We start from the raw sequence: 24,280 nt of genomic DNA, 5'->3' as shown, positions 1-24,280 counted from the left end.
CTCTCATACCTCCTAACTTCTCAGCTTCGGATCCAGTGCATCTCGTAAACCGTCACCGAAGATATTGAATGCGATAACTGTGATCATGATCGCCACACCAGGCATGATGCTGTATACCGGGCGGTAGCTGATAAAGGTCTGTGCCGCACTGATCATATTGCCCCATGACGGAGTCGGCGGCTGGATACCGATGCCCAAAAAGCTTAAGGATGCCTCGTACATGATTGCGTTCGGGATACCAAGGGTAACCAGGACGATAATGGTGGACAGGCAGTTCGGAACCAGTTCCTTCATGATGATCCAGTAGGTAGATGCTCCGCAGGCGCGGGCTGCCTCTACGTATTCTTTTTCTTTTAACTGCATGACAGAACCGCGGATCATACGCGCGGTGCGGACCCAGGTCAGAAGGCCCAGGGCGATAAACAGGTTCAGGACACCCTTACCCATGAAGGTCATGATCGCCATGGCGAAGATCAGATCCGGGAATGCCTGGAAGATCTCCATGACACGGGAGATCAGGCTGTCGATCCAGCCGCCGTAGTAACCGGCCAGGGAACCTAAGGTTACGCCTACGATAGAAGCGATGATCTGTGCCACGATACCGATACTGATGGATACTCTGGAACCGTAGATGATACGGGATAAGATGTCACGGCCGAATTCATCGGTTCCGAACGGATGTGCCTTGCACGGTCCGCCAAGCACAGCGCTGTAATCCTGATAGGTCGGATCATACGGTGCGAGGAGCGGAGCGAAGATTGCCATCAGTGCCAGCAGGATCAGTACACATGCGCAGAACATTGCCATTTTGTTCTTCTTTAAACGGCGCAGGCTATCTCCGTAGAAGCTGGAATACTGCATGCCGTTTTCCATAACATCCTGCTCAAACTGTTTCTGTTTATTAAAAAATCCAAGTAATTTCTTAGCCATCTCTTATGCTGCTCCTTTCCCGTAGCGGATTCGCGGATCCAGAAATGCATAGGAAACATCAACGATCAGGTTTACGACAACGAATACAAATGCGATGTACATAACGGTGCCCTCCAGAAGCGGGAGATCACGGTTGGACATGGCATCTACTGCCAGCTTACCGATTCCCGGAATGGAGAATACCTTTTCGATCAGCATGGATCCTGTCAGCATGTAACCAAAATCAGTACCTACGAGAGTTACGATCGGGATCATGGCATTTTTCAGGGCGTGCTTCAAGATAACGGCCCAGCGCATGGCACCCTTTGCCTTCGCGGTACGGATGTAATCCTGTCCCAGTACTTCCAGCATACTGGTTCTGGTGATTCGCGCAATATTTCCTGCGTAACGCGCACCCAGCGCAAGACTCGGAAGTATGTAAGATGCCGGCGTATCGAATCCTGAGATCGGCAGAACGTTCAGCTTTAAGCCGAAAAGGATCTGCAGAATGATCGCTACCCAGAATGCCGGTGCAGATACACCGACGATAGAGAGTACCATAACAACGGTATCGATGCCTTTTCCTCTCTTGACTGCTGCAAAGATTCCGCACGGAATACCAATAACAGAAGCGAAGATAAAGGACATGCATGCCAGCTTTACGGTTACCTTAAAGCAGCGGAACAGCGCATCGGTAACAACCTCCTTGGTGAAATAGGAGGTACCGAAATCCAGATGGATGGCGCCTTTTATAAAATTCAGATACTGTACATAGTATGGCAGATCCAAACCGAGCTCCTTACGCACTTTGGCGATAGTCTCCGGATCTGCACGTTTCTCTAACATCAGGGCAACCGGGTCACCCGGTACTACCTGAAGCAGAACAAACGTGATCAAGCTGATGCCCAGAAGAACAAAGATCGTCTGGAGCAGACGTTTTCCTGTGTATGAAAGCATTTTATTTTCTCCTACATGCGAACAGAGGAACTGCCAAAATGCGCAGCCCCCCTGTTTCTCTAAACATTTTTAATTGTTGCCGCAATAATTACTGAATATCAGCATTCTTCCAGAACATACGGAAGGTCGCATCCATCTCAAATCCGGTGATACGCGGATTTAACAGATAGAACTTGGTCTCATTGTAGAGAGGAGTGGTTGCCCAGTCTTCTCTGGTCATGATGTGCTCTGCTTTTTTGTAGATTTCCTGACGCTCTGCCTCATCGGTGGTTGCGATACCCTCATCCATGAGTTTATCGAACTCGGCATTGTGCCAGAAGCTGGAGTTGGTGTCGGTCTTGGTCATCGGGTACAGCATGCTCTCCGGATCAGAGTAATCTACATACCAGTTGGAGATACCGCAGTCAACGCCGCCGTTCTTCTTCATATCGGACCATGCCGCAGAGTCAACCTGCTCAACCTCTACGTTGATGCCTGCTGCCTTTGCCTGCTGCTGGAATGCGGTTGCGATTGCTACGTTGCCCTGATATTTGGTGTTTACGGTTACGCGAAGGTCAATGCCATTCGGATATCCTGCCTCAGCAAGAAGGGATTTTGCCTTCTCCGGATCATACTCAAACTCCGGAAGGCTGTCATCATGACCGATGATACCAGCCGGGATATAGGAATTCGGAACGGTTGCGGTACCGTGAAGGATGCTCTCGCAGATGGCCTTACGGTCGATGGAAAGAGCAATTGCCTCTCTTACCTTCGGATCAGAATAGGTCTTGCTGTTTACGTTCAGGCTGTAGCAGCCAGTCGGCTGGAAGCCATGCATCTGATCTTTCAGATCCGGATTGCTAGAGTATACCGGGTAGATGGACGGGTCAACATCTACATAGTCTACATTGCCCTTCTGATACTCAAGAACCTGAGTGTTAACATCCTCGATGAACTTGTAGTCCAGACCGGACAGCGCTACTGCGCCGCCATGGTAATCATCGAAACGGGAAAGGGTTGCGCCAACACCGGTCTGATAGCTGTCAAGCTTGAATGCGCCGGTACCGATCAGGGTGGTCATACCCCAGTTGTTGCCAGCTGCCTCACATGCCTCCTGCGGATAGATTGCGCAGTATGCGGTAGACAGAACGGAAAGGAACGGTGCGTACGGTTTCTTTAACTGAATGGTGAAGTGGGTATCGTCCTGAACCTCGATACCGGACAGCTCATCTGCTGTACCTGCGCTCATCTCGTCGTAACCAACCACATTCTCAAGCAGGGTTGCCATCTTTGCCATTTTGATCAGACGCTCGTAAGAATACTTAACATCGGAAGCCTTCAGAGTCGTTCCATCATGGAATTTTACATCCGGAAGCAGCTCGAAGCTGTAGGTCATGTTGTCATCGGAAATGGTCGGCATAGCTGCCAGAAGAGTCGGAGCCAGTCCATCGGATGTGGTAGTCAGCAGGGACTCGGTAATGTTATCGGTAATTTTCATTACGATGCTGTAGGTAAACTGCTGCGGATCCAGTGCTACCTGCGGATCTACTGCTGCGACACGTATAACCTTGTCGCCGCTCTCAGTGGTTGCTGCTGCGGATGTGCTGCCGCCAGCTGCTGCAGAAGTCTCTGCTGCGGATGTGCTTGTAGAATTTCCGGAACCGCCGCATGCAGTGAGGGACGCTGCAAGCACACAGCTCAGGACAATTCCTGCCAGTGTCTTTTTCATGTTTGTTTCCTTCCTTCCTCGTTTTCGCTTTATGCTTCTTTTGTGATACCGAATTCTATGATGAGTTTCAGATTTCCCAGCCGAAACCGCTGTCCGGACACCGTGACAAAAAAGGGACGTATACCGAGACCAATCTTTCTCCGATAATACGTCCCTGATTTTTTGCAATATCCGGTTTGACAATTTTTTGTATCATCTGCCACATTAATTCAGTAAAATCTTAAAGCTATGGTCATTATAACGATGTGTTTATGTAAATGCAAGAGGGAATTTTAATTTCCAATCATTTCTTATATGTTTTCCGTGTGATACGGTCGTTTTCTCTTTTTGTCCGTATGTCACGGTCATTCTTCCATCGTTGATAGACAGTTTGTCAGGATCACTTTGGGTCATGGCAGAAAAAAAGAATCCGAAATAGTCCGGATTCTTTTCTCTGTACAGCTTATTCTTCGTCATCTTCCTCTGCCACAATGGCACCGATGGTGCCTAACATACTGGTTACCACTGCTACAACAACAAACAATACCAGCAGCAGAATACAGCCAAGAAAAATCATGATATCCATTTGCAAACGCCTCCCGTTCTTTATTTTACCTTCCTGCACAATGCTTTTGTAATAACCTGCCCACACTCATAATTATCCCAAGTATAACACAGGTCATACCGCAAGTAAAGAGGACCGTTTAATCGTCTGCAGCGTCTGAGCAGCACGGTTTTGCAGTCTCCGTTTCCCGGTCATAGGTATCCAGAAAATGATGGCGCACGCCGCCCTGCTTGTACGCTACCACGGTATCCAGATTGACATTCTCCACGCTTTTAAAGATATTGCTCTCCACGAACGGATTCTTCTCTTTTAAGGTTCGGATCAGCTCCTTGACTTCCACGCGTTTGGACTGGTTTTCCTCATTATTGCAGGTGGTGCAGGTGTCGGTGAACTTGCAGGCACACTGGATAAAATGCAGGTTGTTATAATCTCTCCACGCCTTGATATCATCCTCGCGTACCAGATACAGCGGGCGGATGAGCTCCATGCCCTCGAAGTTGGTACTGTGGAGCTTCGGCATCATGGTCTGAACCTGGGCGCCGTAGAGCATGCCCATGAGGATGGTCTCGATCACATCATCATAATGATGGCCCAGGGCGATTTTGTTACAGCCCAGCTGCTTCGCGAAGGTGTAAAGATGTCCGCGGCGCATGCGGGCACAGAGATAGCACGGGGATTTCTCGATAGTGTATACCGCATCGAAAATGTCGGACTCAAAAATCTGAATCGGAATTTTTAACTTCCGGGCATTCTCCTCGATGACCTGGCGATTCTCCGGACTGTAGCCCGGATCCATAACCAGGAACTTCACCTCAAACGGGAATTTGTTGTGCTTCTTTAACTCCTGAAACAGCTTGGCCATCAGCATGGAATCTTTGCCGCCGGAGATGCAGACCGCAATGCGGTCGCCTTCCTTCACCAGTTCGTACTGATTGATGGCTTTCGCGAATTTGCTGAAAATGTTCTTGTGGAATTTCTTGCGCAGGCTTTTTTCCACGGAATCGCAGATCTCGTCTGCCTCCTGCTTTTTGATCTCGGCCATGAGCCAGGCAATGTAGCCGCCCTTTAAGCTGACTGCGTCATAGCCCTGCTCGCAGAGATTCTCTGCCACATCGCGGCTCACGCGGCCGCGGCTGCAGCAGATGATGATTTTTTTGCCTTTCTCTTCCGGCGGATTTTCTTCCAGTTCTTCCGCGGAACTGGCGATAGCTCCCTTGATGGCACCATGATTGATCTCATCCGTGCTTCGGATATCATAAAGCACATAGGTGTCCGTGGAAAGGGCGTCAAATTCTTCTATGGTTAATTCATTCATATGATTCACTCCTGTAGCGTGTCAAATCCTGTCCATGCCGCATCTTCCCGCGTTCCATGGACAAAATATTTTCCGTTTCCTGCTTCTGCATCGAAAAAACAGACGGCCACATCTACAGCCGTCTGTTTTCTTCGCTGCGCACATCCATCATACAGGAAACGCACGCAAAACTCAATATCCTATTTGCAATCTGGTTTTACTCTGTCCCGGCATTGACCACATCCGATCTGTTTTCCTCGTTTTCCGCTGCGGCCACTGTCCATATCTCTGAGGTCACCCACTCACTCTTGTTGTGGCTACTCTGGCGCACGGTACGGACACGGAAGCAGTACTCCCCCGGCTCTGTCATCTGGGATGAAAAATCATAATGGTTTTTGTATACCGAACGCATGATGCCGGTATCAATGCCGTTTCTGACCAGCTGGATCTGGTAATAGCGTGCGGATTCCTCCGCATTCCAGGATGCGGTTCCCGGATGTGCGCTGTCCCAGCCAAAACCGGCCGGGGAAGCGACATCATTCTGCGCAAGGGAAATGGCGGAACGATTATCAAGCTTTGACTTCTTATCATAGATCAGCTTTACCCGCAGTGTCAGCATCGCGTTTTTTTCCGAGCGTTTTGCGCTGATAAACTGAACCTTGTCGTAGCGGTTCTTTGACGAAGCTGCCAGGTTTAAGCGGAACGCATCGGAAGAAGCACCGGCAAAATACCACCGGTCCTCATCTGCCACCACCAGAGTCACCTCGATCTCCGGCGGATTGCTGTCGCTGAAATCATCCGGATCTTCATTTACCACCTCTGTATCACTGATATAGTAACGATCCGTATTCTCACCCTCCGAGGTAACGGAAAGCGCATTTCCATCCACACCGATGCCAAGATCAGAATCAAATACCAGGCTGATCTTTCCTACCTTGCTCTTATCGGAGGCCGCATAGATCGTCGCTGCTGTTCCAATGGAAAGCAGCACCGCAGCCACACTCACCAGAAAGCGTCTCATGGTCTGTTTCATCGCGCTTGTGCATCTCCTTCCTGTTTCCGTTCATAAAGACTGCAGATCAGATCCACACAGGTATCCAGGCCAAGCTCCGCACTGTTTAAGGTGACATCATAGCTGGCACCGGCACCCCAGCGTTTCCCGGTATAACATTCATAGTAATTCCGGCGGCTCTTGTCAGTCTTTTTGATCAGCGTAATGGCCTCATCCCGGGTGATCCTGCGTCTTTCCATAAGACACGCGATCCGGGCATTCATATCTGCATAGATAAATACGGAAGTCACGCCCGGCTGCTCCCGCAGCACATAATCGGCACAGCGGCCAATGATCACACAAGACTCCTTCTCTGCCAGCCGCCGGATAACCTCCGACTGCAGATTAAATACCATGTCATTGATGGCAATGCCTCTTCCGGTCTTATCATTCTGCATCTGACGCGGCACAGAGTAGAGAAATGGATTCGGCCGCTTCTCCTCCGCTTCCGCAAGAATATCCTGATCCAGTTCTCCGTAATCGCAGGCCATCTCGATCAGCTGCCTGTCATAGCATTGAATTCCAAGGCGTTTTGCCACCTCCATGCCAATCTCACTGCCGCCGCTTCCGATCTGACGACCTATGGTTATGATTCGGTTTCCTTTCATATGCTTCTAAACCCCCTGTCCAATTTTCCCTTTATCCACAGTTTTTCTATCTGTTCCGGAAGATTTCCACAAATGCTTTCCACATCTTCACGATCACGATCCAGATCCGGCGCAGCGGGCTCTGGCTTGCTGCCTCAGTCTCCGCATCCAGAACCTCGTCATCATCATCCAGGCTAATCTCTGCGGTGCGCAGAATGATCTGTACGGATTCCGGCTCCTGATTCTCATCGGATGTGAAGGATACCTTCTCCGCCTTCGGATCCATGTTCAGGAAACGGGTATCTCCATCTAAGTCATCCCATTCCTTATCGATGGCCTCCTTCATGGTCACGCCTGCATGGCGGATGGAAGCGGTGCTGTCCAGCACGCTTAAGCTCTTATCCAGAAGCTCCAGGGTACCGCGGATACTGTCGCGGGTAGCCGCATCCAGGTTATCACTGCTGTTTTTTAAGGTATTCTGTACGATCGCCGCCGTACTGATACTGGTATTCATGGCTTCGGTGGTACGGTTTAACAGCTCCTCCGTATCATCCAGAGAAGCCTGCAGATCCGGGTAGTAGCTGTCCATCGAATCATACAGGGCTGCGGTGTCCTCCGTCAGCATCTCCAGGCTGTCCGTCAGCTCAGAGGTGTATTTGGCTGCATCTGCCACATCATCCAAAAGGCCGGAAAGCTCAGAAGCCAGTTTACTGCTGGCTGCGGACAATTTCTCCAGTGCTGCTTTCTTCGCCATCAGAGTCTGCAAAAGCTCCAGCTGATTCAGGGTGATGCCGCCTGCCGCACCAGATACACTGCCGGTGCTTCCGGCATTGCTCGGGGAGGCAGAGCGGTCATCGTAAAGATCGACCTCCCAGTCCTCGTCCATATAATAATCATCATCCACATTCTGAAGGCTGACACCCATGGTTCCAAGAGCCGTTACATAAGCCTGCTCGCTGGCCTGCAGCGTTGCGTCCAGTGCAATGATCTGCTGCATCAGCTGATTCAGCGGAGAAACCTGGCCGGACATATCTTCCGACCCACTCTTGATTCCCTTCAGTGCACTGTGCAGCTTATTTAACGGATCCTGCATCTCGCGCACCGTGTTTACGATATCGCCCAGGCTGTCATGCGCTACATCTGCCGCCTCCTTGGCGGTCTCGATATGCGGGATCATCGCTTCCAGCTGATCCGAGACAGCGCTTAAGGTCTCAAGCGCACGGTCATTGCCTGCCAGAATACTGTCTTTTGAACCACTCCAGGTCTGTCTTGCGCCCTCCGCAGAGTTCATGCCGTTCTGTAAAGAATGGATGCCGTCCCGCATGGCCTCAACAGACAAAGCCATCTGCTGCATGCTGTCGTGCATCTGATCGCCGCTCTCTTTCCAGGTATCCTTTGCTTCCTTTAAGTCGGTCACGTGCTCTAGATCACTGCCGGTTAACGGAGTCATGGCCATGAACACGCCGCTGGTCTCAAAGCTGTCCGTTCCGATGCGGACGGTGAAGTCTCCATCCTCGCCCGGAAGCGCCGTAAACACAACGGCGCTGTTGCCGCCGACGGTCTGTTTCTGAGCACCGTCTGCTTCCAGGCTGTAACAGTCATTGGTATCCACCATAACTGCTACAGCCAGAACAAAGTTGTTCTTATAATATTCATTCACATCCGCACTGTCGTTAAACTTCGCGTCGATATGGATCTCAATGAGTCCGGAAGCACCCGCCAGCTCGTCTGCATTTTTCGGCACGCCATTCAGCTTATAGGAAACATCAAAGTTCCATGGGAGTGCCACCTTCTTCGCATCCAGCTCGCCTTTATAATAGAAGCGCCCCTTGTAATCCGGCGACACATTCCAGGTTACCTTGTTTCCCTCAATGACCGGCTCCGTATAATCGGACATGTTGGTCACCGCTGTGTAATTGCCATAATCGGTGAACGTGGTCTGGCCATTCAGATCACAGCCCTTCACCACATTGACCCGGTCTACGTTTCCATAGTAATCCAGGTTTACATACATATTTTCATCTACAGCCACAGATGCCTGGCCGGCAAGCACCGGCAGAACCGTGCCGGTACATGCCATGACTGCCGCCAGCCCCATGACACCAAGTCTCTGATATCTTTTCTTCATGACATTCTCCTCCTGCTGCCCTTATTTCTCTTTCCTGTGTTCTTCCAGCTTCGTCCGGATCTGCTCTGCCCGCTCATGGAACTGCTGCCTTCTGGTCACATAGCGCTCGCGGATTCTTCTTCTGGAGCCTTTCCATTTTTTCTCAATGACCAGTCCGTCAGTCAGCACCAGAAGTGCCGGAAGCAGAGTCAGTACCAGGACCAGACTCAGGAAGCCTCCTCGTCCGATCAGATGTCCCAGATCTCCAATGGCCGCCGTCGTAGAAATCAGATATACAATATATCCTGCCAGGGTGATGATGCCGCCGGATGTAAAAACAGAGGAACAGGACCGGGTCACCGCCTCAATGCAGGCCTCCTTCTTCGGAAGTGTTGCACGCTTCGCGATATAATTGTTGGTAAGCAGGATCGAGTAGTCTACCGTCGCACCCATCTGGATACTGCTGACAATAATGTAGCCCATGTAGATCATATCCACGCCCTGCACATACGGAACTGCCATGTTGATGAAGATAGCAACTTCAATCGGGATCATAACCACGATTGGGATCAAAACGGACTTAAAGCTGAAAGCTACAACCAGGAATACACCCAGCAGCGTCAGCAGATTTACCCGCGCGTTATCGTCCGTAATTGTTTCTTTGATATCCTGGGTAGACGGAGTCTCTCCGACCACGTACGAGTGCTCCGGATAATATTTCTTCATGAGATCCCGGATCTGATCCGTATATTCGAAGGATTTGTCACTCTCGCCCTTGGTCCTTATGTATAAAAGCATCCGTGCCGTGTCCTTCGTGTGAAGCTGGCTGACGGTAGAATCCGGCAGGAAATCCTCCGGGATGCCCTCCGGCAGTGTGTTGGCCATCGAGGTTACACTCTTTACATATGGAAGAGCTTCCAATTCATCGGACAGCCGCTTTTCTGCCACCGGGTCCGTGTTCGGATAGATCAGAAGCATCATGTTGCTTCGGCCGAACTTTGCGGTGATCTCCTGGTCATCCGCGTATACCTGAGTTCCCGGAGCACCGCCCACAGCGCTGTTTCCGTACTGGAAATTGTTCATCTGCTGAGCCACATAAGCAGGCGGGGTAATGAGAAGCACCGCCGCCAGAACAAAATACCGGATATGGTACACACCCTTTCCCAATCTGGTAAAGTCCGGGAAAAAGGAACGGTGCTTGGTCTTATCGTTCCATCTGGTAAATTTCAGGATCATGGCCGGCATGAACAGCACCACCGTCAGAAGACTGAAGATGATACCCTTTGCCAGAACCAGTCCCATATCAAAGCCAATGTTGAATTTCATGGTAACTAACGCCAGGAAGCCGACTACGGTAGTCAGGCTACTGGCAAAAATGGAGTTGATGGCTTCCTCAACTGCCTTGACGATGGCTTCCTCCTCCGAAAGTCCGGTATCACGCCAGTTCATATAGGCATCCAGCAGGAAAATGGAATAGTCCATGGAGGTTGCCAGCTGTAAAATGATGGCTACATTATCGGTCAGAAAGGAAATCGTACCGATGAATATATTGGTTCCCTTATTCAAAAGTACCGCCACACCCATGACCAGCAAAAACAGGATCGGCTCTGTCCATGCGGTGGTCGCCAGACAAAGTACCACAAAAATCATGATGACCGCGACCACCAGGATCTTGTTCATCTCCTCATGGGTAGTCTGGATCAGGGATTTGTTCTGCACTGCCATACCGACATAGCAGCCCTTGTCTCCGGTGATGGCTTTCATCTCATCGATAGCTGCCTCGGTCTTCGGGGAATCTGATTCCTCATCAAAAGTGATATCCATAACCGCACAGCGGTCTTTGTAGTAGTCTTTGATATCATCCATATTGATGAAATCTTCTCCTGCGTAAACATTAACCGTGGTGTCGCACCAGAGGACCTGATCCACACCATCAATGGCCTGGATCTTATCTTTATATTGCTTCGCCTCGTACAGGCTTACATCCTTTAGCATCAGCCGGGCTGTTCCAGGATATCCAAACTCCTTCTTCATCACATCCAGTCCCATGCTGGACTGGGCTGTGGAAGGCACATACTTGGTCAGGTCGTAGTTTACATTTACAAACAGCATGGCAATTGCACAGAAAATACAGCCTGCAACGAACACCGACTCGATCCAGGCACGCTTTTCAATAATAAAACGTGCCAGGCGAATGGTAAAGCCGGTATCCTCCGCGCCTTTTTTCTGCTTCTCTTCCGCTCCCCTTTTGTGGGGCAGATGCGCTTTTAATTTATCTTTCAGGGATTTTTTGTCTTCCATAACTGATCTCTGCTCCTCTTTCCCTTTTTCTTTTCACTTCTACCGCATCAGGATCACCATAAAATAGTGTTCTCCGTCTTTCTCCGCATGGGCCATGCCGATACGCCGGTAATAATCCAGGGAATCTTTCCGTTTTCCGCTGGAATCATATTTGTCCTGGGTCTTGCCGATGAGCTTGTCAAAGGCATCGTCCGCATCCTCTCGGCCCCGCAGGTAAAGCTCCCGGCAGCTGGAATTTTTCCGGTAGGAAATTTTTTCCAGGTAATCCTTTAAGGTTCCCTCACCGGGAATCGCGTCACCGCTGTAACCATTTGCCAGCGCTGCTTCCAGACGGTGAGCTGCTGCCTGATTCAATTTTTCATCCATGATAAATCCGGCATAGCGGTCGTACTGCCGCTTTTCATCATTACCGTACTCCTCTTCCCGGTCCGGATACTCGTCAAAATACAGATCCTTTTTCTCGTCATTTAACTGGTCAAATAAAAACTGCGTTTCTTCATCGTAACAGAACACCGGATACGCACCGCCGCCGGTATTCGGTACCCATTGGGCCGTTTTTAAAGAGCTGTTCCAGTTAAATTTATAAAGGGCATTGTCAAACTGCAGATCCTGCCGGTTCCTGCTGCCGTCCGGCAGGAGATAATACCAGTCGTCGCCCTCCTTTACCCAGTTTGCCCGGGCCGTTTCTGTTTCTTCTGAATCGATTACTTTTGTCGTTCCATATACAGACGCCGGCTTTGTCTCTGCCACAGCACCGCTTCCTGCCTCAATGGTGGACGCAGCCGCCAGCGCCGCCACCGGCTGATGCAGCAGCACCAACCCAACCGCAAAAAGTGCGACACGCAAAGGGTTCGTTAAGAACTGTTTGTTTTTGTGCAATTTATCTCGATAATCCATAAAAACCTCCAGAATTCCTCTTCATTTTATTGCATTATTATCTATGTATATGTTAAAATACACAAGTATCAGTTTTGTTTGGAATGTTCATAATGAGACACTTGTTTTAGATTTGTCCAGTTTTATACATTGTGAACCTGTGCTGTTTTTCATGCGCAAATTCATCGATCACGGAGGTTATTATGGCACAGTCTACATCCCGGAAAACCAGTATTACCGCCCGCCGCACCTACGCGCTTTTGAAGGGTGCTCTCTTTTCCCAGCTTGCAGCCCTGCCTTTTGAGCAGCTCACACTGACCGACATCTGCAATACCGCGCTGATTTCCCGTTCTACGTTTTACCGCTATTTTGAGGATAAATATGACCTGCTCCATTACTGCCTTGGCTCTATGCTAGATGAGCTTGGCCTGAATGAAGATGTCATGTATTTCACCAACCGCACTTCCGTGCGGGACTTCCTGCTGATCCTGCTGCATCTTATCGGCGAGAACCGGATTTTGTACCAGAAAATCTACCATGCCAATCAGGACGGTGACCTGATGCGCATCATCCGCACCGGCCTCATCCGCATTATGAATGATAAAATTCAGGCTGCTGAACAAAAGGGCTATCGCTTGAAGCTTCCTGCCCCTATATTCACCAGCCTGATGACAGATTTTTATTTTAATATTGTACAGTGCTATCTCGATCAGGAAGAACCCTGTGACCCGGACAGCTTTGTCGACAATGTATGCCTGTTTATTGAACGTGACTTTTTTGCACCGCCGGAGTCCTGAGCCTTATGCCCAGCGCTCCGGTGTTTTTTATCACCAGACTGCACTTCCTGCAGCCTGATCCGATTGTGGCACTCAGCGTTCCCGCGCCCAGCCGTATGCGTAGCGAACCGCCTTCTCCCACCCGCGGACCATGGTCCTGCGGGTCTTTTCATCCAGTTCCGGCGTAAAGATCCGGTCTGTCTCCTGATTTTCCTTGACTTCTTCCTGATTCTTCCAGTATCCCACTGCAAGTCCCGCCAGATAGGCCGCGCCCATGGCGGTTGTCTCTACACAAGAGGGCCGCTTCACCGGTGCCTGGATAAAGTCTGCCTGGGTCTGCATCAGGAAATTGTTGGCACTGGCTCCGCCATCAACCTTCAGGGAAGTCAGGTCAATACCGGAATCCGCTTTCATGGCCACCAGTACGTCATGTACCTGGTAGGCAATAGACTCCAGTGTAGCCCGGATGATGTGGTATTTGTTCACACCCCGGGTAATACCCACAATAGTTCCTCTGGCGTACTGATCCCAATGCGGAGCACCAAGACCGGTGAAGGCCGGAACCACATAGCAGCCGTTGGTATCCTTCACTTTTTTTGCCATATACTCGGAATCCTCTGCCGAATCGATCAGCCGCAGCTCATCCCGCAGCCACTGGACCGCCGCTCCGGCCACGAAGATGGAACCCTCCAGCGCATAATCCACCTTTCCGTCCAGTCCCCAGGCAATGGTGGTGACCAGCCCGTTTCGGGAGAATACCGGCTTTTCTCCGGTGTTCATAAGCAGGAAACAGCCTGTTCCATAGGTATTCTTCGCTTCCCCCGCCTCAAAACAGGTCTGACCGAACAGCGCCGCCTGCTGGTCTCCCGCTGCCCCGGCAATAGGAATGGCTCCGCCCAGATAAGAAGGCTCTGTCTCCCCGTATACGCAGCTTGACGGCTTCGGCTCCGGCAGCATGCATTTCGGAATATCCAGGATCTTTAAGATTTCATCATCCCACTGCAGAGTATTGATATTGAACAGCATCGTGCGGGAAGCATTGGAGTAATCGGTTACATGTACCGCGCCCTTGGTCAGCTTCCAGATCAACCAGGTTTCCACTGTGCCAAACAAAAGCTCACCCTTCTCCGCCCGCTCCCTTGCTCCCGGCACATGGTCTAACAGCCATTTGATCTTGGTAGCGGAAAAATACGCGTCAATGACAAGTCCTGTTTTCTTCCGGAAGCTGTCCATATAGCCCTGTTCCTTCAGAGAATCGCAGTAGGCTGCGGTACGGCGGCACTGCCAGACAATGGCGTGGGCAATGGGTTCACCAGTCTCCTTATCCCATACAATGGTGGTTTCTCTCTGATTGGTGATACCGATCGCCGCAATGTCTGCTGCTTCTGCGCCGATGCGGCTCATGGCCTCCACGGCCACCCCCAGCATGCTGGCCCAGATCTCATCCGCGTCATGCTCCACCCAGCCAGGTTGTGGAAAATACTGGTGAAATTCCCGCTGCGCCATGCTGCAGATCTCGCCCTTTTTATTGAAAAGAATGCAGCGGTTGCTGGTTGTCCCCGCGTCCAGTGCCATAATATAATCTGCCATGATTGGTTCCCCCTTTATATAAGATTTTGTCTGATCATTACTCTATTATCCTAAAAACTCAACGATAAAGCTGTTTTCCCAGTTTATTTTCTTTCTTGCATCATACCATTTTTTTCCGCACTCGTACAGTTGATTTGTTGCAAAATATTTCTTTTTTTCTCATTTTATCAGAATTTTATTGTTTTTATGAACATTTTGTGAATTTAACGCTTTGTTCTTTATACTGGGCACATCAAACAAAGATCAGGACGGACAGAATGAAAACAATGACGGAAATGGCGCGCCAGATGGCAAAGAAGCGCCGGACGGCAAGGGCGGACCGGATGACAACGGCGGTGAAGGCAGCGCAAACGTCACCATCAAAAAGAGTGATGGAACGGTAATAAAAAAAGGAAGCAGCTGCTATACCATTACGGTAGATTCCTACAGTGCTTCCTGAAGCATATAATGTTGTTTGGCAGGTCTGCGCATTCACTGTACAGACCTGCCAAATACTTCCCTCTTAATCTACTTTTTCAACAGAAAGGATTTTTCCGGTGAAGGCATCCACGGTATTTACCGTACCGGTATAGGTTACCATCACGGTATCACCATCCTTCACACTGTCTAACCCCTGTGGCTTCTCATTCTGATCAAAGCTGAAGCCGTAATCCTGACCATCAAATGTGATGGTAAACATGAAATCCTTGATGTCACTGATCGTGCCTGTCATGCTTGCTTCTTCCTGATCTGCGGCAGAATCTGCCTTAGATTCCTCTGAATCCTTTGCTTCATCTGTGTTCAGACTCTCAGCAGAGGCTGTGCTTTCTGCCTTTGTGGTCTCCTGCTGTGTTGTTTCTGCCACTGTAGCCGTTGTCTCACTTGCTGTAGCAGACGGGGTATTTTTTGAAGAACAAGCTGCTGCAAATACCATGACCATTGCGGTGCTCATCATAATCAATGCTCTTTTTTTCATTTTAACCAACCTTTCTTTTTTGAGCAGACGGAATCTGTTTTTCCTCGATCTGAAAGCATTTCCGGCTGCTGATGCATATGCGATCTGTAACTGTGTCTATCTCCACAGCCACTCCTATTGAACAATAAAATTGTGTCCAAATTGTCATCGTTTTATGAAGAAAGGAAACTTTTTTCTTAAGATTTCAAATGCAGATATGGGACAGCAACCGGACGCTGGCTTTTACAAGCACGCAAAAAGTCCACGGACCAGCACATTTACTGGCCCGTGGACTTTTTATTCACTTTCTCTCATGCGGTTCTGCTGCCATCTCAGCCTGCTTACGCATCAGCCTTCAATGGTAACATATTTCTTGGTTTCTACCGCCGGTTTTGCTTCCTTCTTCGGAACAAACAGCTTCAGCATACCATGCTTGAACTCAGCCTTGATGTCCTGCTCGGTCACATCTTCACCAACGTAGAAAGAACGCTGGCACGCACCGGCATAACGTTCACGGCGGATATACTTACCGGTTTCTTTCTCCTGCTCATCCTTATCAAGTCCCTTAGCGGCACTGATGGTTAAATAGCCATCCTTCAGTTCTGCGGTGACTTCCTCTTTCGTGAATCCCGGAAGATCGATCTCCAGCTCATAGCCGCCTTCCAGCTCTTTGATATCGGTTTTCATAACGTTCTTGGCGTTGTGACCATATAGTTTCTTCTCAACGTTGTTCTCTGCGCTGTTATCGAAGAACGGAAAACCTCTCATAAATTCATCAAACATATCCTCACCAAAAATACTCGGCATTAACATAAGTCATCTCTCCTTTATCTATCTAAAATTTACTTATTATCAAATTCAGTCTTCTATATTATGGCTGCGGTTTCTTCCCCGGCCAGGCAGCCTTACTGTTTTCCGGGGAAGTTTCAGTCATTTGTATTAGCCTTCAATGGCTACGTATTTTTTATTTTCTACCTTCGGCTGTGCTTCCTTCTTCGGAACGAACAGTTTCAGGATACCGTGCTTGAACTCTGCCTTAATGTCCTGCTCGGTGATATCTTCACCTACATAGAAGGAACGCTGGCACGCACCCGCGTAACGTTCACGGCGGATATACTTACCGGTTTCTTTCTCCTGCTCGTCCTTATCAAGTCCCTTGGATGCGCTGATGGTTAAGTAACCATCTTTCAGCTCTGCGGTAATCTCGTCTTTTGTGAATCCCGGAAGATCCATCTCCAGCTCGTAGCCGTCTTCCTGTTCCTTGATATCGGTCTTCATCATATTCTTTGCATGACGTCCGTAAAGTTTCTTCTCTATTTTATTACCTGCATTCTCATCGAAGAATGGAAAATCTCTCATAAAGTCATCAAACATATCCTCACCAAAAATACTCGGCATTAACATAAGTCATCTCTCCTTTTCTATCTATGCTTAACCTTGTTTCTTTGGAACCAGGATCTTTCAGAGACCTCCGGGAACCTCTTTCTTTGTTCCCTCTGTATCCCCTTCCTTTGTTCTACATGTACTATAGCACGCATTATTAGCACTGTCAAGAGGTGAGTGCTAATTTTTTGTGAACTTTTTGTGAACTATCAATGTTTACTGATTCCATGTGATAAAAACACAAAGAAAGCGTGAACCCTCTGTTTTCACAAAGAGTTTCACGCTTTCTCAGTTCTTTTTCCAGCTTATTACAGATTGCTTTCCTTCCGGTTCGCCGCTTTCCGCAAAGCCTCTCCGATATCGGTAATGCAAAGCAGGGTCACCACCAGAAATGATCCCGGAATCACAATGATCCACCAGGCGCCACCGGACATTGCCTTTTCTGCCAAGCTCAGCATGCTTCCCCAGGAGATCATCTCAAGCGGCAGGCCGATTCCCATGTAGCTTAACGTAGATTCCGCTGTAATAGCGCTGCGGATATTCATCACTGCCATAAACAAAATCGAGGCAATGAAATTCGGTGTCAGATGACGCCTTAAGATATAGAAAAAACCGCCGCCCATAGCCCGGGCCGCAATGACATATTCACTGTTTCGGATCTGCCGCACCTCCGTGCGCACCACCCTGGCCATTCCTGCCCAGCTTGTCACTCCGATCACTACCGACAAGCTGAGGATCCCGGCTTTTCCAAAAGCCGCCTGAAGCAAAATTACCAGAAGGAGGTTCGGCACGCTTAAGAAAATTTCAGACAAACGCATCAGCAGTTCATCCAGCCAGGCCGGAGCGCAGCCACTGACTGCCCCGTAAAAAATAGCAATCGCTGCCGCAATCAGGGATGCCAGCACGCCAATGGTCAGAGAAATCCTGCCACCAGACCAGATCATGGAAAAAATGTCCCGCCCCATCGTATCCGTACCGAACAAAAACTCTTTCCCAGGGTGAACATTGCAGTTTAAAAGATCCATATATGCAGGATCTTTCGTCATGATCCAGTCCGCGCAGATGCAGCCCAGAATGATCGCTGCAAGAACCAGGACAGGAAACAACGGCTTGTTCTGATACCAGGAAATGTTCTTCTGCGCCGGAGCTGGCCCGGATGGCCGGATGCCGACAACGCGGAATCGGGGATCTGAAACCGGCTGTACATGTTCGGCCGTTATTTCTGTGCCGACACTAAAATCCGACTTTATAGCTTCGTCTGCTGACGCTGTTTTTTGCAGCACATCCGGCCTGTTCTCCTGCATGCTCCGCTGCTCCGCATGCTCTGTCTCCGGCTGCACGTTCGCATCACAGACCTCTGTACTTTCCTCAGCCTCCGTTTTTTTCTCCTGCTCTTTCCGCTCGCCGCAGGTCACCCGCAGCCGCGGATCCAGCCATTCGTTGATCTTTTCAGCTGCCATGCTGCACAGGATTACCAGGATTCCGGACAGGATACACAAGAGCATCAGCAGATTATAATCCTTATATCGGGCGCTCTCATAGGTCAGTGTACCAAGACCCGGATAAGAAAAAACCGTCTCCACCACATAGGTCCCACCCAGAATGTGAGGCACTGCAATGGCCATGATACTTAAGTAAGAGGGCAGAGCCCCCCGCAGGCAATGATTCAGCAAAATCCTGCCTTTTCGCAGGCCCTTGGCCCGTGCCAGAAGTACATAATCTCCACGGATTTCTTCCAGCATGCGGTTTCGCATCAGAAATGCGTAGTACCACAAATGGCTCAGAACCACCACAGAAAGCGGCAATACCAGATGCCGCAGCCGGTCTGTAATATCTGCCGCTTTTCCTGCGGTATAAGCTCCAGAGCTTGGCAGCCAGTGAAGTCCTGCTGAAAAGATCAGGATCAGCACCAGCGACATCCAGAACTCCGGAATACAGCTGGTGATGGTCCCGATACGGCAGAAGAAGCGGTCCAGCAGACCGCCCTCCCGCCAGGCACAGAGGATTCCCAGAAACAGTGAGCCGAAAAAGATCAGAAGAAATCCTATTCCGCCAAGCAGAAGCGTATTTCCTACACGGTTTCCGATCACCGTCACCACATCCTGCTTATACTTATAGGAAATGCCAAAATCTGCATGGGCTGCCTCCTTCAGCCAGCGCACATACTGAACCATAATTCCATCGTCCAGTCCCAGCTTTTCCTCCGCCCAGACGCGCTCCTGCGGACTCATCCGCTCTACGCGGTCACCGTAATAGGATACAAGCGGATCACCCGGGGCCATCCTGGATACAAAGAAAACGGTAGTGGAAAGGACAAAAATGCTAAACAGCAAAATCAGGATTGTTTTTTTCGTATTCATGTCCGCCCCTCCTCTCCCGTTCCAGCGCCGGGTCCGGTTTCGGAATCGCAGCCAGAAGTTTTTTCGTATACTCATGCTTCGGAGCCGCAAACAGCTCCTCCGTCGGTGCTGTCTCCACCAGTTTTCCCTGGTACATTACGCCAATCCGGTCGCACAAAAAACGTACCACTGAAAGATCGTGTGCAATAAACAGAAACGTAAAGCCATGCTCCTGCTGCAGATGCCGGAACAGATTGATGATCTGCGCCTGGATCGACACATCCAGCGACGCCACCGGCTCATCTGCCACAACAAACTCCGGCTCCATGGAAAGTGCCCGTGCAATGGCCACTCTCTGCCGCTGTCCGCCGGAAAGCTCTGCCGGATACTTGTCCAGATACCCTGCATCCAGTCCCGCAAAATGCATCTGAAACTCCGCTTCTGCCCGAAGTGAACCGCGGGGCGGCACCCGTTTCTGAATTTTCATAGGCTCTGCCACAATGTCGCAGATCTTCATACGGGGATCCAGGCTGGAAGCCGAATCCTGGAAAATGATCTGGCGTTCCGACTGCAGCATGCGCTTATGTCTTCGGAAGGACAAACGATCGTTAGTCTCGATTCCCCGATAGCAGATACTGCCGTGGGACGGCCTGGTCAGGTTCATGACACAACGGGCAATCGTGGATTTTCCGGAGCCGGACTCCCCTACGAGTCCAAATATCTCACCCTTTCGGATCTGGAAGGAGACATCATCCAGGGCTTTGGCTGTTCTTCCGCCGGGAAGCGTGTAAACCTGGCTTAAATGCCTCACATCCAGAAGAATTTCCGCATTTTCCGGAAGCATGCAGCGCGGATGCACGGAAACGGAAGTGGTTTCCTCCGGTGAATGTCTCACACTCTGCTGCGCCCGCGCATCCAGCATCCAGGAGGCAGCGAAATGCGTATCCGATACCCGGAACATAGGCGGCTCTTCTTCATAATCAATTGCCAGGGCCTGTTCATTGCGACAGGCAAAGGCATCACCTTTTGGCGGATCAATCAAAGTAGGGGGCATTCCCGGAATGGTATAAAGCGCATCCTTTCCGATGGACGCGGCCGGAAGTGCCCGCATCAGGCCCTTTGTGTATGGATGACGCGGATCGTAAAAAATCTCATCGGCTGTTCCAATCTCCACGATCTTTCCGGCATACATGACCGCCACACGATCTGCCACATGGGCTACCGCGCCCAGATCATGGGTAACAAATACGATGGATGTACCCAATTTTTTCTGAATATCACGAAACAGATCCAGGATCTGCGCCTGCACAGTCACATCCAACGCTGTGGTAGGCTCATCCGCAAAGATAATTTCCGGGTTTCCGGCCAGCGCCACCGCCAGCACGGCACGCTGCCGCATGCCGCCGGAAAACTGATGCGGATACTGACGACTTCGCTCTGCCGGATAGTCAATGCCTACCAGCTCCATAAGCTCCTCCACCCGGTGATAAACCTGTTCCCGGGACAGCCTCTGTTTCTGATCAGCCTTCTGCTGCTTCACAGCCTCCGCGATCTGGTCTCCAATGGTCATAGCCGGATCCAGCGCCGTCATGGGATCCTGAAACACCATGGAAAAACGGCTGCCCCGCAGAGTGCACATTTTTCGTTCCGGATAGCCCGTGATATCTTCCCCATCCAGCAGGATCTGTCCAGCTTTCTGCTTTGCGGATGCCGGAAGCAGCTTCATAATACTGCGGCACAACGCGCTTTTTCCGCAGCCGGATTCTCCCACCAGAGCAAGGATTTCTCCTTTTTTCAGTGAAAAGCTCACATTCCGCACCGCCTGTACTTCTCCCTGACGGGTAAAAAAGCTGACCGACAGGTGCTTTACCTCCAATACATCCGACATCGTTACACTACTCCATTGTCCAGTCTTTCACATTCCAGAAAATACCAACTCCATGATGTCCCATAATAGTATCTTGACTGATTCCATGGATCGATGACTTTGCCACATAGTTGGCATCCACATAGCAGATAAAGGCATATACCGGATCTTCTGCCAGGGCTTCCTGGAACTTATTGTAATTCTCCCGGCGCACCTCCGGGTCGTCGGACTGACGCGCCGCAGTCAGATATTTATCCACCAGCGGATCAGAATATCCGGAATAATTGGCGCCTTTATCCGTGCCAAACACCTTATAGGTATGGTCGTCTGCGTCAAACGGACTTCCCCATCCGATCAGATATGCCTGCTGTCCGGCCCAGTCCACTTTTACCGGAATATCCACGGTAACGTTTATGCCGATCTCCCGCAGCTGCTGGGCGGCTGCCTGCGCCATATCAATACGGACCTGATCTCCGGCACCGACGCTGATCACAAAGCCAATTTCTTCTCCATTGCGCTCATAAAATCCGTCTTTGCCCATCACACAGCCGGCTGCTTCCAGAATTTTCTTCGCTTTTGCCGGGTCATAATCGTAATGCTCTACATTTTCATTGTTGTATTTGTTGCGCTGCAGCGGTCCGTAAGCTGGCATGCCCTGTCCCAGGATCACTGCGTCAATGATAGCCTGACGGTCAATGCCATAACAAATTGCAGGAATCAGATCCTTATTCTGTTTCCAGTAATCATTCTGGAAATTGAACATGATTCCGCGATAATCCGAGGTTTTCATATCGTAACAGGTAAATCCATCCTTGCCCGCAAAGGTTTTCGCGTCCTTCGGAGTCAGAAGCGCCAAGTCCAGTTCCCCGGTCTGCATCTGGATGGCCTTGGCATTATCATCCGGCACAATCTTAAAAATAATGGTGTCAATGTTCGGCTCACCCTGGAAGTAATCCACATTCTTCTCCAAAGTGATGGTCTGGCCTTCTTCCCAGTCTGCCAGCTTGTAAGGACCTGTTCCTACCGGATGACGGAAGAAATCAGACTCCTGCATATCCTCTCCCTCCAGCAGATGTTTCGGCAGAACTGCCATAGTCATGTAGTCCAGAAATGCCACATTCGGTGCGTCCAGCTGGAAGGAAATGGTGTAGGGATCCTCCACGGTGATTTGCTCCACATCCTCATAGTTCGGGGCATTCTCAGAACCATTTTCCGGATCCATGATCGCTTCGATCGTAAACTTTACATCATCTGCGGTAAATTCCTCGCCGTCATGCCACTTTACGCCCTGCTGCAGATGGAACGTATAAGTGCAGGAAGCTTCATCAAAGGTCCAGTCCTTTGCCAGGGCCGGAACCACCTGATTTTCTCCGTCATGCGCAGTCAATCCATTGAAAATCAGGATATTGATCTCTCCATGCTCATCCATAGCCGGGTTAATGCGGGTATAATCTCCGCTGCCGTAAACCAGCGTAGTGCCATTCTCCCCGGCTTCCGTACCGGACTGATTTCCGGTTTCCTTCTGTCCTGCAGTACTGTCCTGCTCCTGGCTGCTCTGTACAGTTGTTTCGTCTGTTTTCGCAGAACCGCAGGCCGTCAGAATGGCCACCGCGCCGCCCGCCAGTAAAACTGCTGCCTTTATCCGTTTGCTGTCTCGCATATTTCTCTGCTCCTTTTTCTGTGTTATATTCTGCACGGACCTTATTGGTGCGCAATACCTTTGCGCACCTCTGCCAGAGACAGGCCCTGCTCTCTGGCGATCCGCGCCAGATCCTCATACTCATATTTCTCTCTGGTCACTCCGTAACCGGATGAAAGCTTTTTCTGCACATCTCCATAAGGAGTCTGAACCGTCTCAAAGCTGCGCTTTAAGGTATAACGGCTGCAGCGGTGCTCTCTCACGCCAATGGTGGTTGTGTTCCGGAAAATCACCCGTACCAGTGTTTCCTTCGCATCCTCATGACAAAGAACGCACAGGATCGTGCCCGGTCTTGATTTCTTCATGCCCGCCGCAACGGTGTAAACCTCCAGCGCACCGACTTCCAGAATCGTTTCCATGGCAAACCCAAGCTCCTCTGCCGTCATATCATCCACGTTGCACTCTAACTGCAGTACACTGTCTCCGGCATCCTCCGTCTCACCCAGCATTGCACGGATGCAGTTTGCCTGCTCAAAGTCCTTCTTGCCCATACCATAACCGATCGCCTCGGTCCGCATCACCGGCATATCACCAAAACGGGTAGCAAAATGCTTTAACAGCGCTGCGCCGGTCGGGGTGCAGAGCTCGCCCTTCACTGCGCCGCCGTACATCGGCACACCATTTAAAATATAAGCAGTGGCCGGAGCCGGAACCGGCAGAATGCCGTGAGCACAGTGCACATGACCGCTTCCCACATGAACCGGGGAGACGATCACCTGATCCGGAGCAATCTTGTTCATCAGCAGGCAGACTGCCGTGATATCCGCAATGGCATCCATGGTTCCCACCTCGTGGAAATGAATCTCCGTAACCGGAACACCGTGGGCATGGCTCTCCGCCTCCGCAATCAGGCCGTAAACTGCCATCACATCCTGCTTCACCTGATCCGGAATGTTCAGATGACCACAGACGATATGCTCAATGTCATGGAGACTGCTGTGATGATGATGCGTGTGACCATCATCACCGTGCTCGTGGGTGTGTTCATGGGCGTGCTCGTGGGTGTGCTCGTGATCTTCATGCTCATGGAGATGATCATGATGCTCATGGCACGCGCTTTCATGATCGTGCTCCTGTTCATGTGAGTGATCGTGATGCTCATGATGGTGATGGAACATCTCCTCGGACTCTTCCTCCCCATGTACCTTCACGGTCATATGAGTTCCGCCGATTCCACACTTGCTCACGGCTTCTTTGCTGAACTGCACACCGGGAATCCCCAGGCCGTTTAATTCTGCCACAGCTGCCTCCGGATCCGGCATCAGTTCCAGTAAAGCCGCAGTCAGCATATCGCCCGCAGCGCCCATTCCACATTCCAGATATAATGTCTTCATATTACAATCCCCTCTCCGTAACCG

20 protein-coding genes are annotated in these 24,280 nt (G+C 50.4%); 2 read left to right on the top strand and 18 right to left on the bottom strand.

Features of this window, described 5'->3' with window-relative positions; translation table 11 throughout:
* Positions 1-12: 12 nt before the first annotated feature.
* The 10 genes from ACMP1L_RS00975 to ACMP1L_RS00930 form a co-directional block, all read right to left on the bottom strand.
* A complete protein-coding gene (locus ACMP1L_RS00975; protein WP_118731941.1) occupies positions 13-930 on the bottom strand; it encodes an ABC transporter permease in 918 nt (305 codons plus the stop codon).
* A gap of 3 nt (positions 931-933) precedes the next feature.
* The gene (locus tag ACMP1L_RS00970; RefSeq protein WP_118531229.1) at positions 934-1,866 is read right to left on the bottom strand and encodes an ABC transporter permease; all 933 of its coding nucleotides are present in this window, start codon (positions 1,864-1,866) and stop codon (positions 934-936) included.
* An 88-nt stretch (positions 1,867-1,954) separates the two neighbouring features.
* Positions 1,955-3,574 carry an ABC transporter substrate-binding protein gene (locus ACMP1L_RS00965; RefSeq protein ID WP_418451733.1) on the bottom strand — a complete coding sequence of 540 codons (1,620 nt, stop codon included), beginning with the start codon at positions 3,572-3,574 and terminating at the stop codon, positions 1,955-1,957.
* A gap of 442 nt (positions 3,575-4,016) precedes the next feature.
* The gene (locus ACMP1L_RS00960; protein WP_279220306.1) at positions 4,017-4,139 is read right to left on the bottom strand and encodes a hypothetical protein; all 123 of its coding nucleotides are present in this window, start codon (positions 4,137-4,139) and stop codon (positions 4,017-4,019) included.
* 118 nt (positions 4,140-4,257) lie between these two features.
* Entirely contained in the window at positions 4,258-5,433 is a 1,176-nt protein-coding gene (locus ACMP1L_RS00955; protein ID WP_418451731.1) for a PP-loop family protein, read from the bottom strand.
* A 196-nt stretch (positions 5,434-5,629) separates the two neighbouring features.
* Positions 5,630-6,445, bottom strand: coding sequence for a VOC family protein (locus ACMP1L_RS00950; protein WP_418451730.1), 816 nt, complete (start codon positions 6,443-6,445; stop codon positions 5,630-5,632).
* Positions 6,442-7,071 carry a cytidylate kinase-like family protein gene (locus tag ACMP1L_RS00945; RefSeq protein WP_418451729.1) on the bottom strand — a complete coding sequence of 210 codons (630 nt, stop codon included), beginning with the start codon at positions 7,069-7,071 and terminating at the stop codon, positions 6,442-6,444. Before ACMP1L_RS00945 ends, ACMP1L_RS00950 begins: the two co-directional genes overlap by 4 nt.
* Before the next feature lie 46 nt (positions 7,072-7,117).
* Positions 7,118-9,178 (bottom strand): hypothetical protein, encoded by a 2,061-nt coding sequence (locus ACMP1L_RS00940; protein ID WP_418451728.1) that lies wholly within the window; start codon positions 9,176-9,178, stop codon positions 7,118-7,120.
* Between the two features lie 21 nt (positions 9,179-9,199).
* Complete coding sequence (locus ACMP1L_RS00935) at positions 9,200-11,458, bottom strand: efflux RND transporter permease subunit (RefSeq protein ID WP_177304621.1); 2,259 nt, start codon at positions 11,456-11,458, stop codon at positions 9,200-9,202.
* Between the two features lie 39 nt (positions 11,459-11,497).
* Positions 11,498-12,355, bottom strand: a complete 858-nt coding sequence (locus ACMP1L_RS00930) for a hypothetical protein (RefSeq protein ID WP_118731949.1) — start codon at positions 12,353-12,355, stop codon at positions 11,498-11,500.
* A 182-nt stretch (positions 12,356-12,537) separates the two neighbouring features.
* Here ACMP1L_RS00930 and ACMP1L_RS00925 point away from each other — a divergent pair, with 182 nt between their 5' ends.
* On the top strand, positions 12,538-13,131 hold the full coding sequence (locus tag ACMP1L_RS00925) for a TetR family transcriptional regulator (RefSeq protein ID WP_118731950.1): 594 nt from the start codon (positions 12,538-12,540) through the stop codon (positions 13,129-13,131).
* Between the two features lie 72 nt (positions 13,132-13,203).
* Here ACMP1L_RS00925 and glpK read toward each other — a convergent pair whose 3' ends face one another.
* Complete coding sequence (gene glpK, locus ACMP1L_RS00920) at positions 13,204-14,700, bottom strand: glycerol kinase GlpK (protein WP_118731951.1); 1,497 nt, start codon at positions 14,698-14,700, stop codon at positions 13,204-13,206.
* A gap of 211 nt (positions 14,701-14,911) precedes the next feature.
* Here glpK and ACMP1L_RS00915 point away from each other — a divergent pair, with 211 nt between their 5' ends.
* On the top strand, positions 14,912-15,139 hold the full coding sequence (locus tag ACMP1L_RS00915) for a hypothetical protein (RefSeq protein ID WP_418451726.1): 228 nt from the start codon (positions 14,912-14,914) through the stop codon (positions 15,137-15,139).
* Positions 15,140-15,202: 63 nt separating this feature from the next.
* On the opposite strand, the gene ACMP1L_RS00910 is transcribed toward ACMP1L_RS00915, so the two are convergent.
* The 7 genes from ACMP1L_RS00910 to larC all read right to left on the bottom strand — a co-directional run bounded on the left by ACMP1L_RS00910 (position 15,203) and on the right by larC (position 24,256).
* The gene (locus ACMP1L_RS00910; RefSeq protein WP_418451725.1) at positions 15,203-15,634 is read right to left on the bottom strand and encodes a hypothetical protein; all 432 of its coding nucleotides are present in this window, start codon (positions 15,632-15,634) and stop codon (positions 15,203-15,205) included.
* Between the two features lie 348 nt (positions 15,635-15,982).
* Positions 15,983-16,447 (bottom strand): Hsp20/alpha crystallin family protein, encoded by a 465-nt coding sequence (locus ACMP1L_RS00905; RefSeq protein WP_118725561.1) that lies wholly within the window; start codon positions 16,445-16,447, stop codon positions 15,983-15,985.
* Positions 16,448-16,573: 126 nt separating this feature from the next.
* Positions 16,574-17,038 (bottom strand): Hsp20/alpha crystallin family protein, encoded by a 465-nt coding sequence (locus tag ACMP1L_RS00900; RefSeq protein ID WP_118725562.1) that lies wholly within the window; start codon positions 17,036-17,038, stop codon positions 16,574-16,576.
* A 287-nt stretch (positions 17,039-17,325) separates the two neighbouring features.
* Positions 17,326-19,377: an ABC transporter permease subunit gene (locus tag ACMP1L_RS00895; protein WP_418451723.1), complete on the bottom strand. Its 2,052-nt coding sequence runs from the start codon at positions 19,375-19,377 to the stop codon at positions 17,326-17,328.
* On the bottom strand, positions 19,340-21,244 hold the full coding sequence (locus ACMP1L_RS00890) for a dipeptide ABC transporter ATP-binding protein (protein ID WP_418451722.1): 1,905 nt from the start codon (positions 21,242-21,244) through the stop codon (positions 19,340-19,342). The genes ACMP1L_RS00895 and ACMP1L_RS00890 overlap by 38 nt, the downstream gene beginning before the upstream one ends.
* Positions 21,245-21,251: 7 nt before the next feature.
* Positions 21,252-22,883 (bottom strand): ABC transporter substrate-binding protein, encoded by a 1,632-nt coding sequence (locus tag ACMP1L_RS00885; protein WP_418451721.1) that lies wholly within the window; start codon positions 22,881-22,883, stop codon positions 21,252-21,254.
* Positions 22,884-22,924: 41 nt separating this feature from the next.
* Positions 22,925-24,256, bottom strand: a complete 1,332-nt coding sequence (gene larC, locus ACMP1L_RS00880; protein WP_418451720.1) for a nickel pincer cofactor biosynthesis protein LarC — start codon at positions 24,254-24,256, stop codon at positions 22,925-22,927.
* Between the last annotated feature and the right edge of the window lie 24 nt (positions 24,257-24,280).

It is taken from the genome of Ventrimonas sp. (assembly GCF_048380235.1).
GTDB lineage: Bacteria > Bacillota > Clostridia > Lachnospirales > Lachnospiraceae > Brotaphodocola.
The sequence above is the reverse complement of the archived record's forward strand: the minus strand, read 5'-3'. Positions and strand labels throughout refer to the sequence as shown.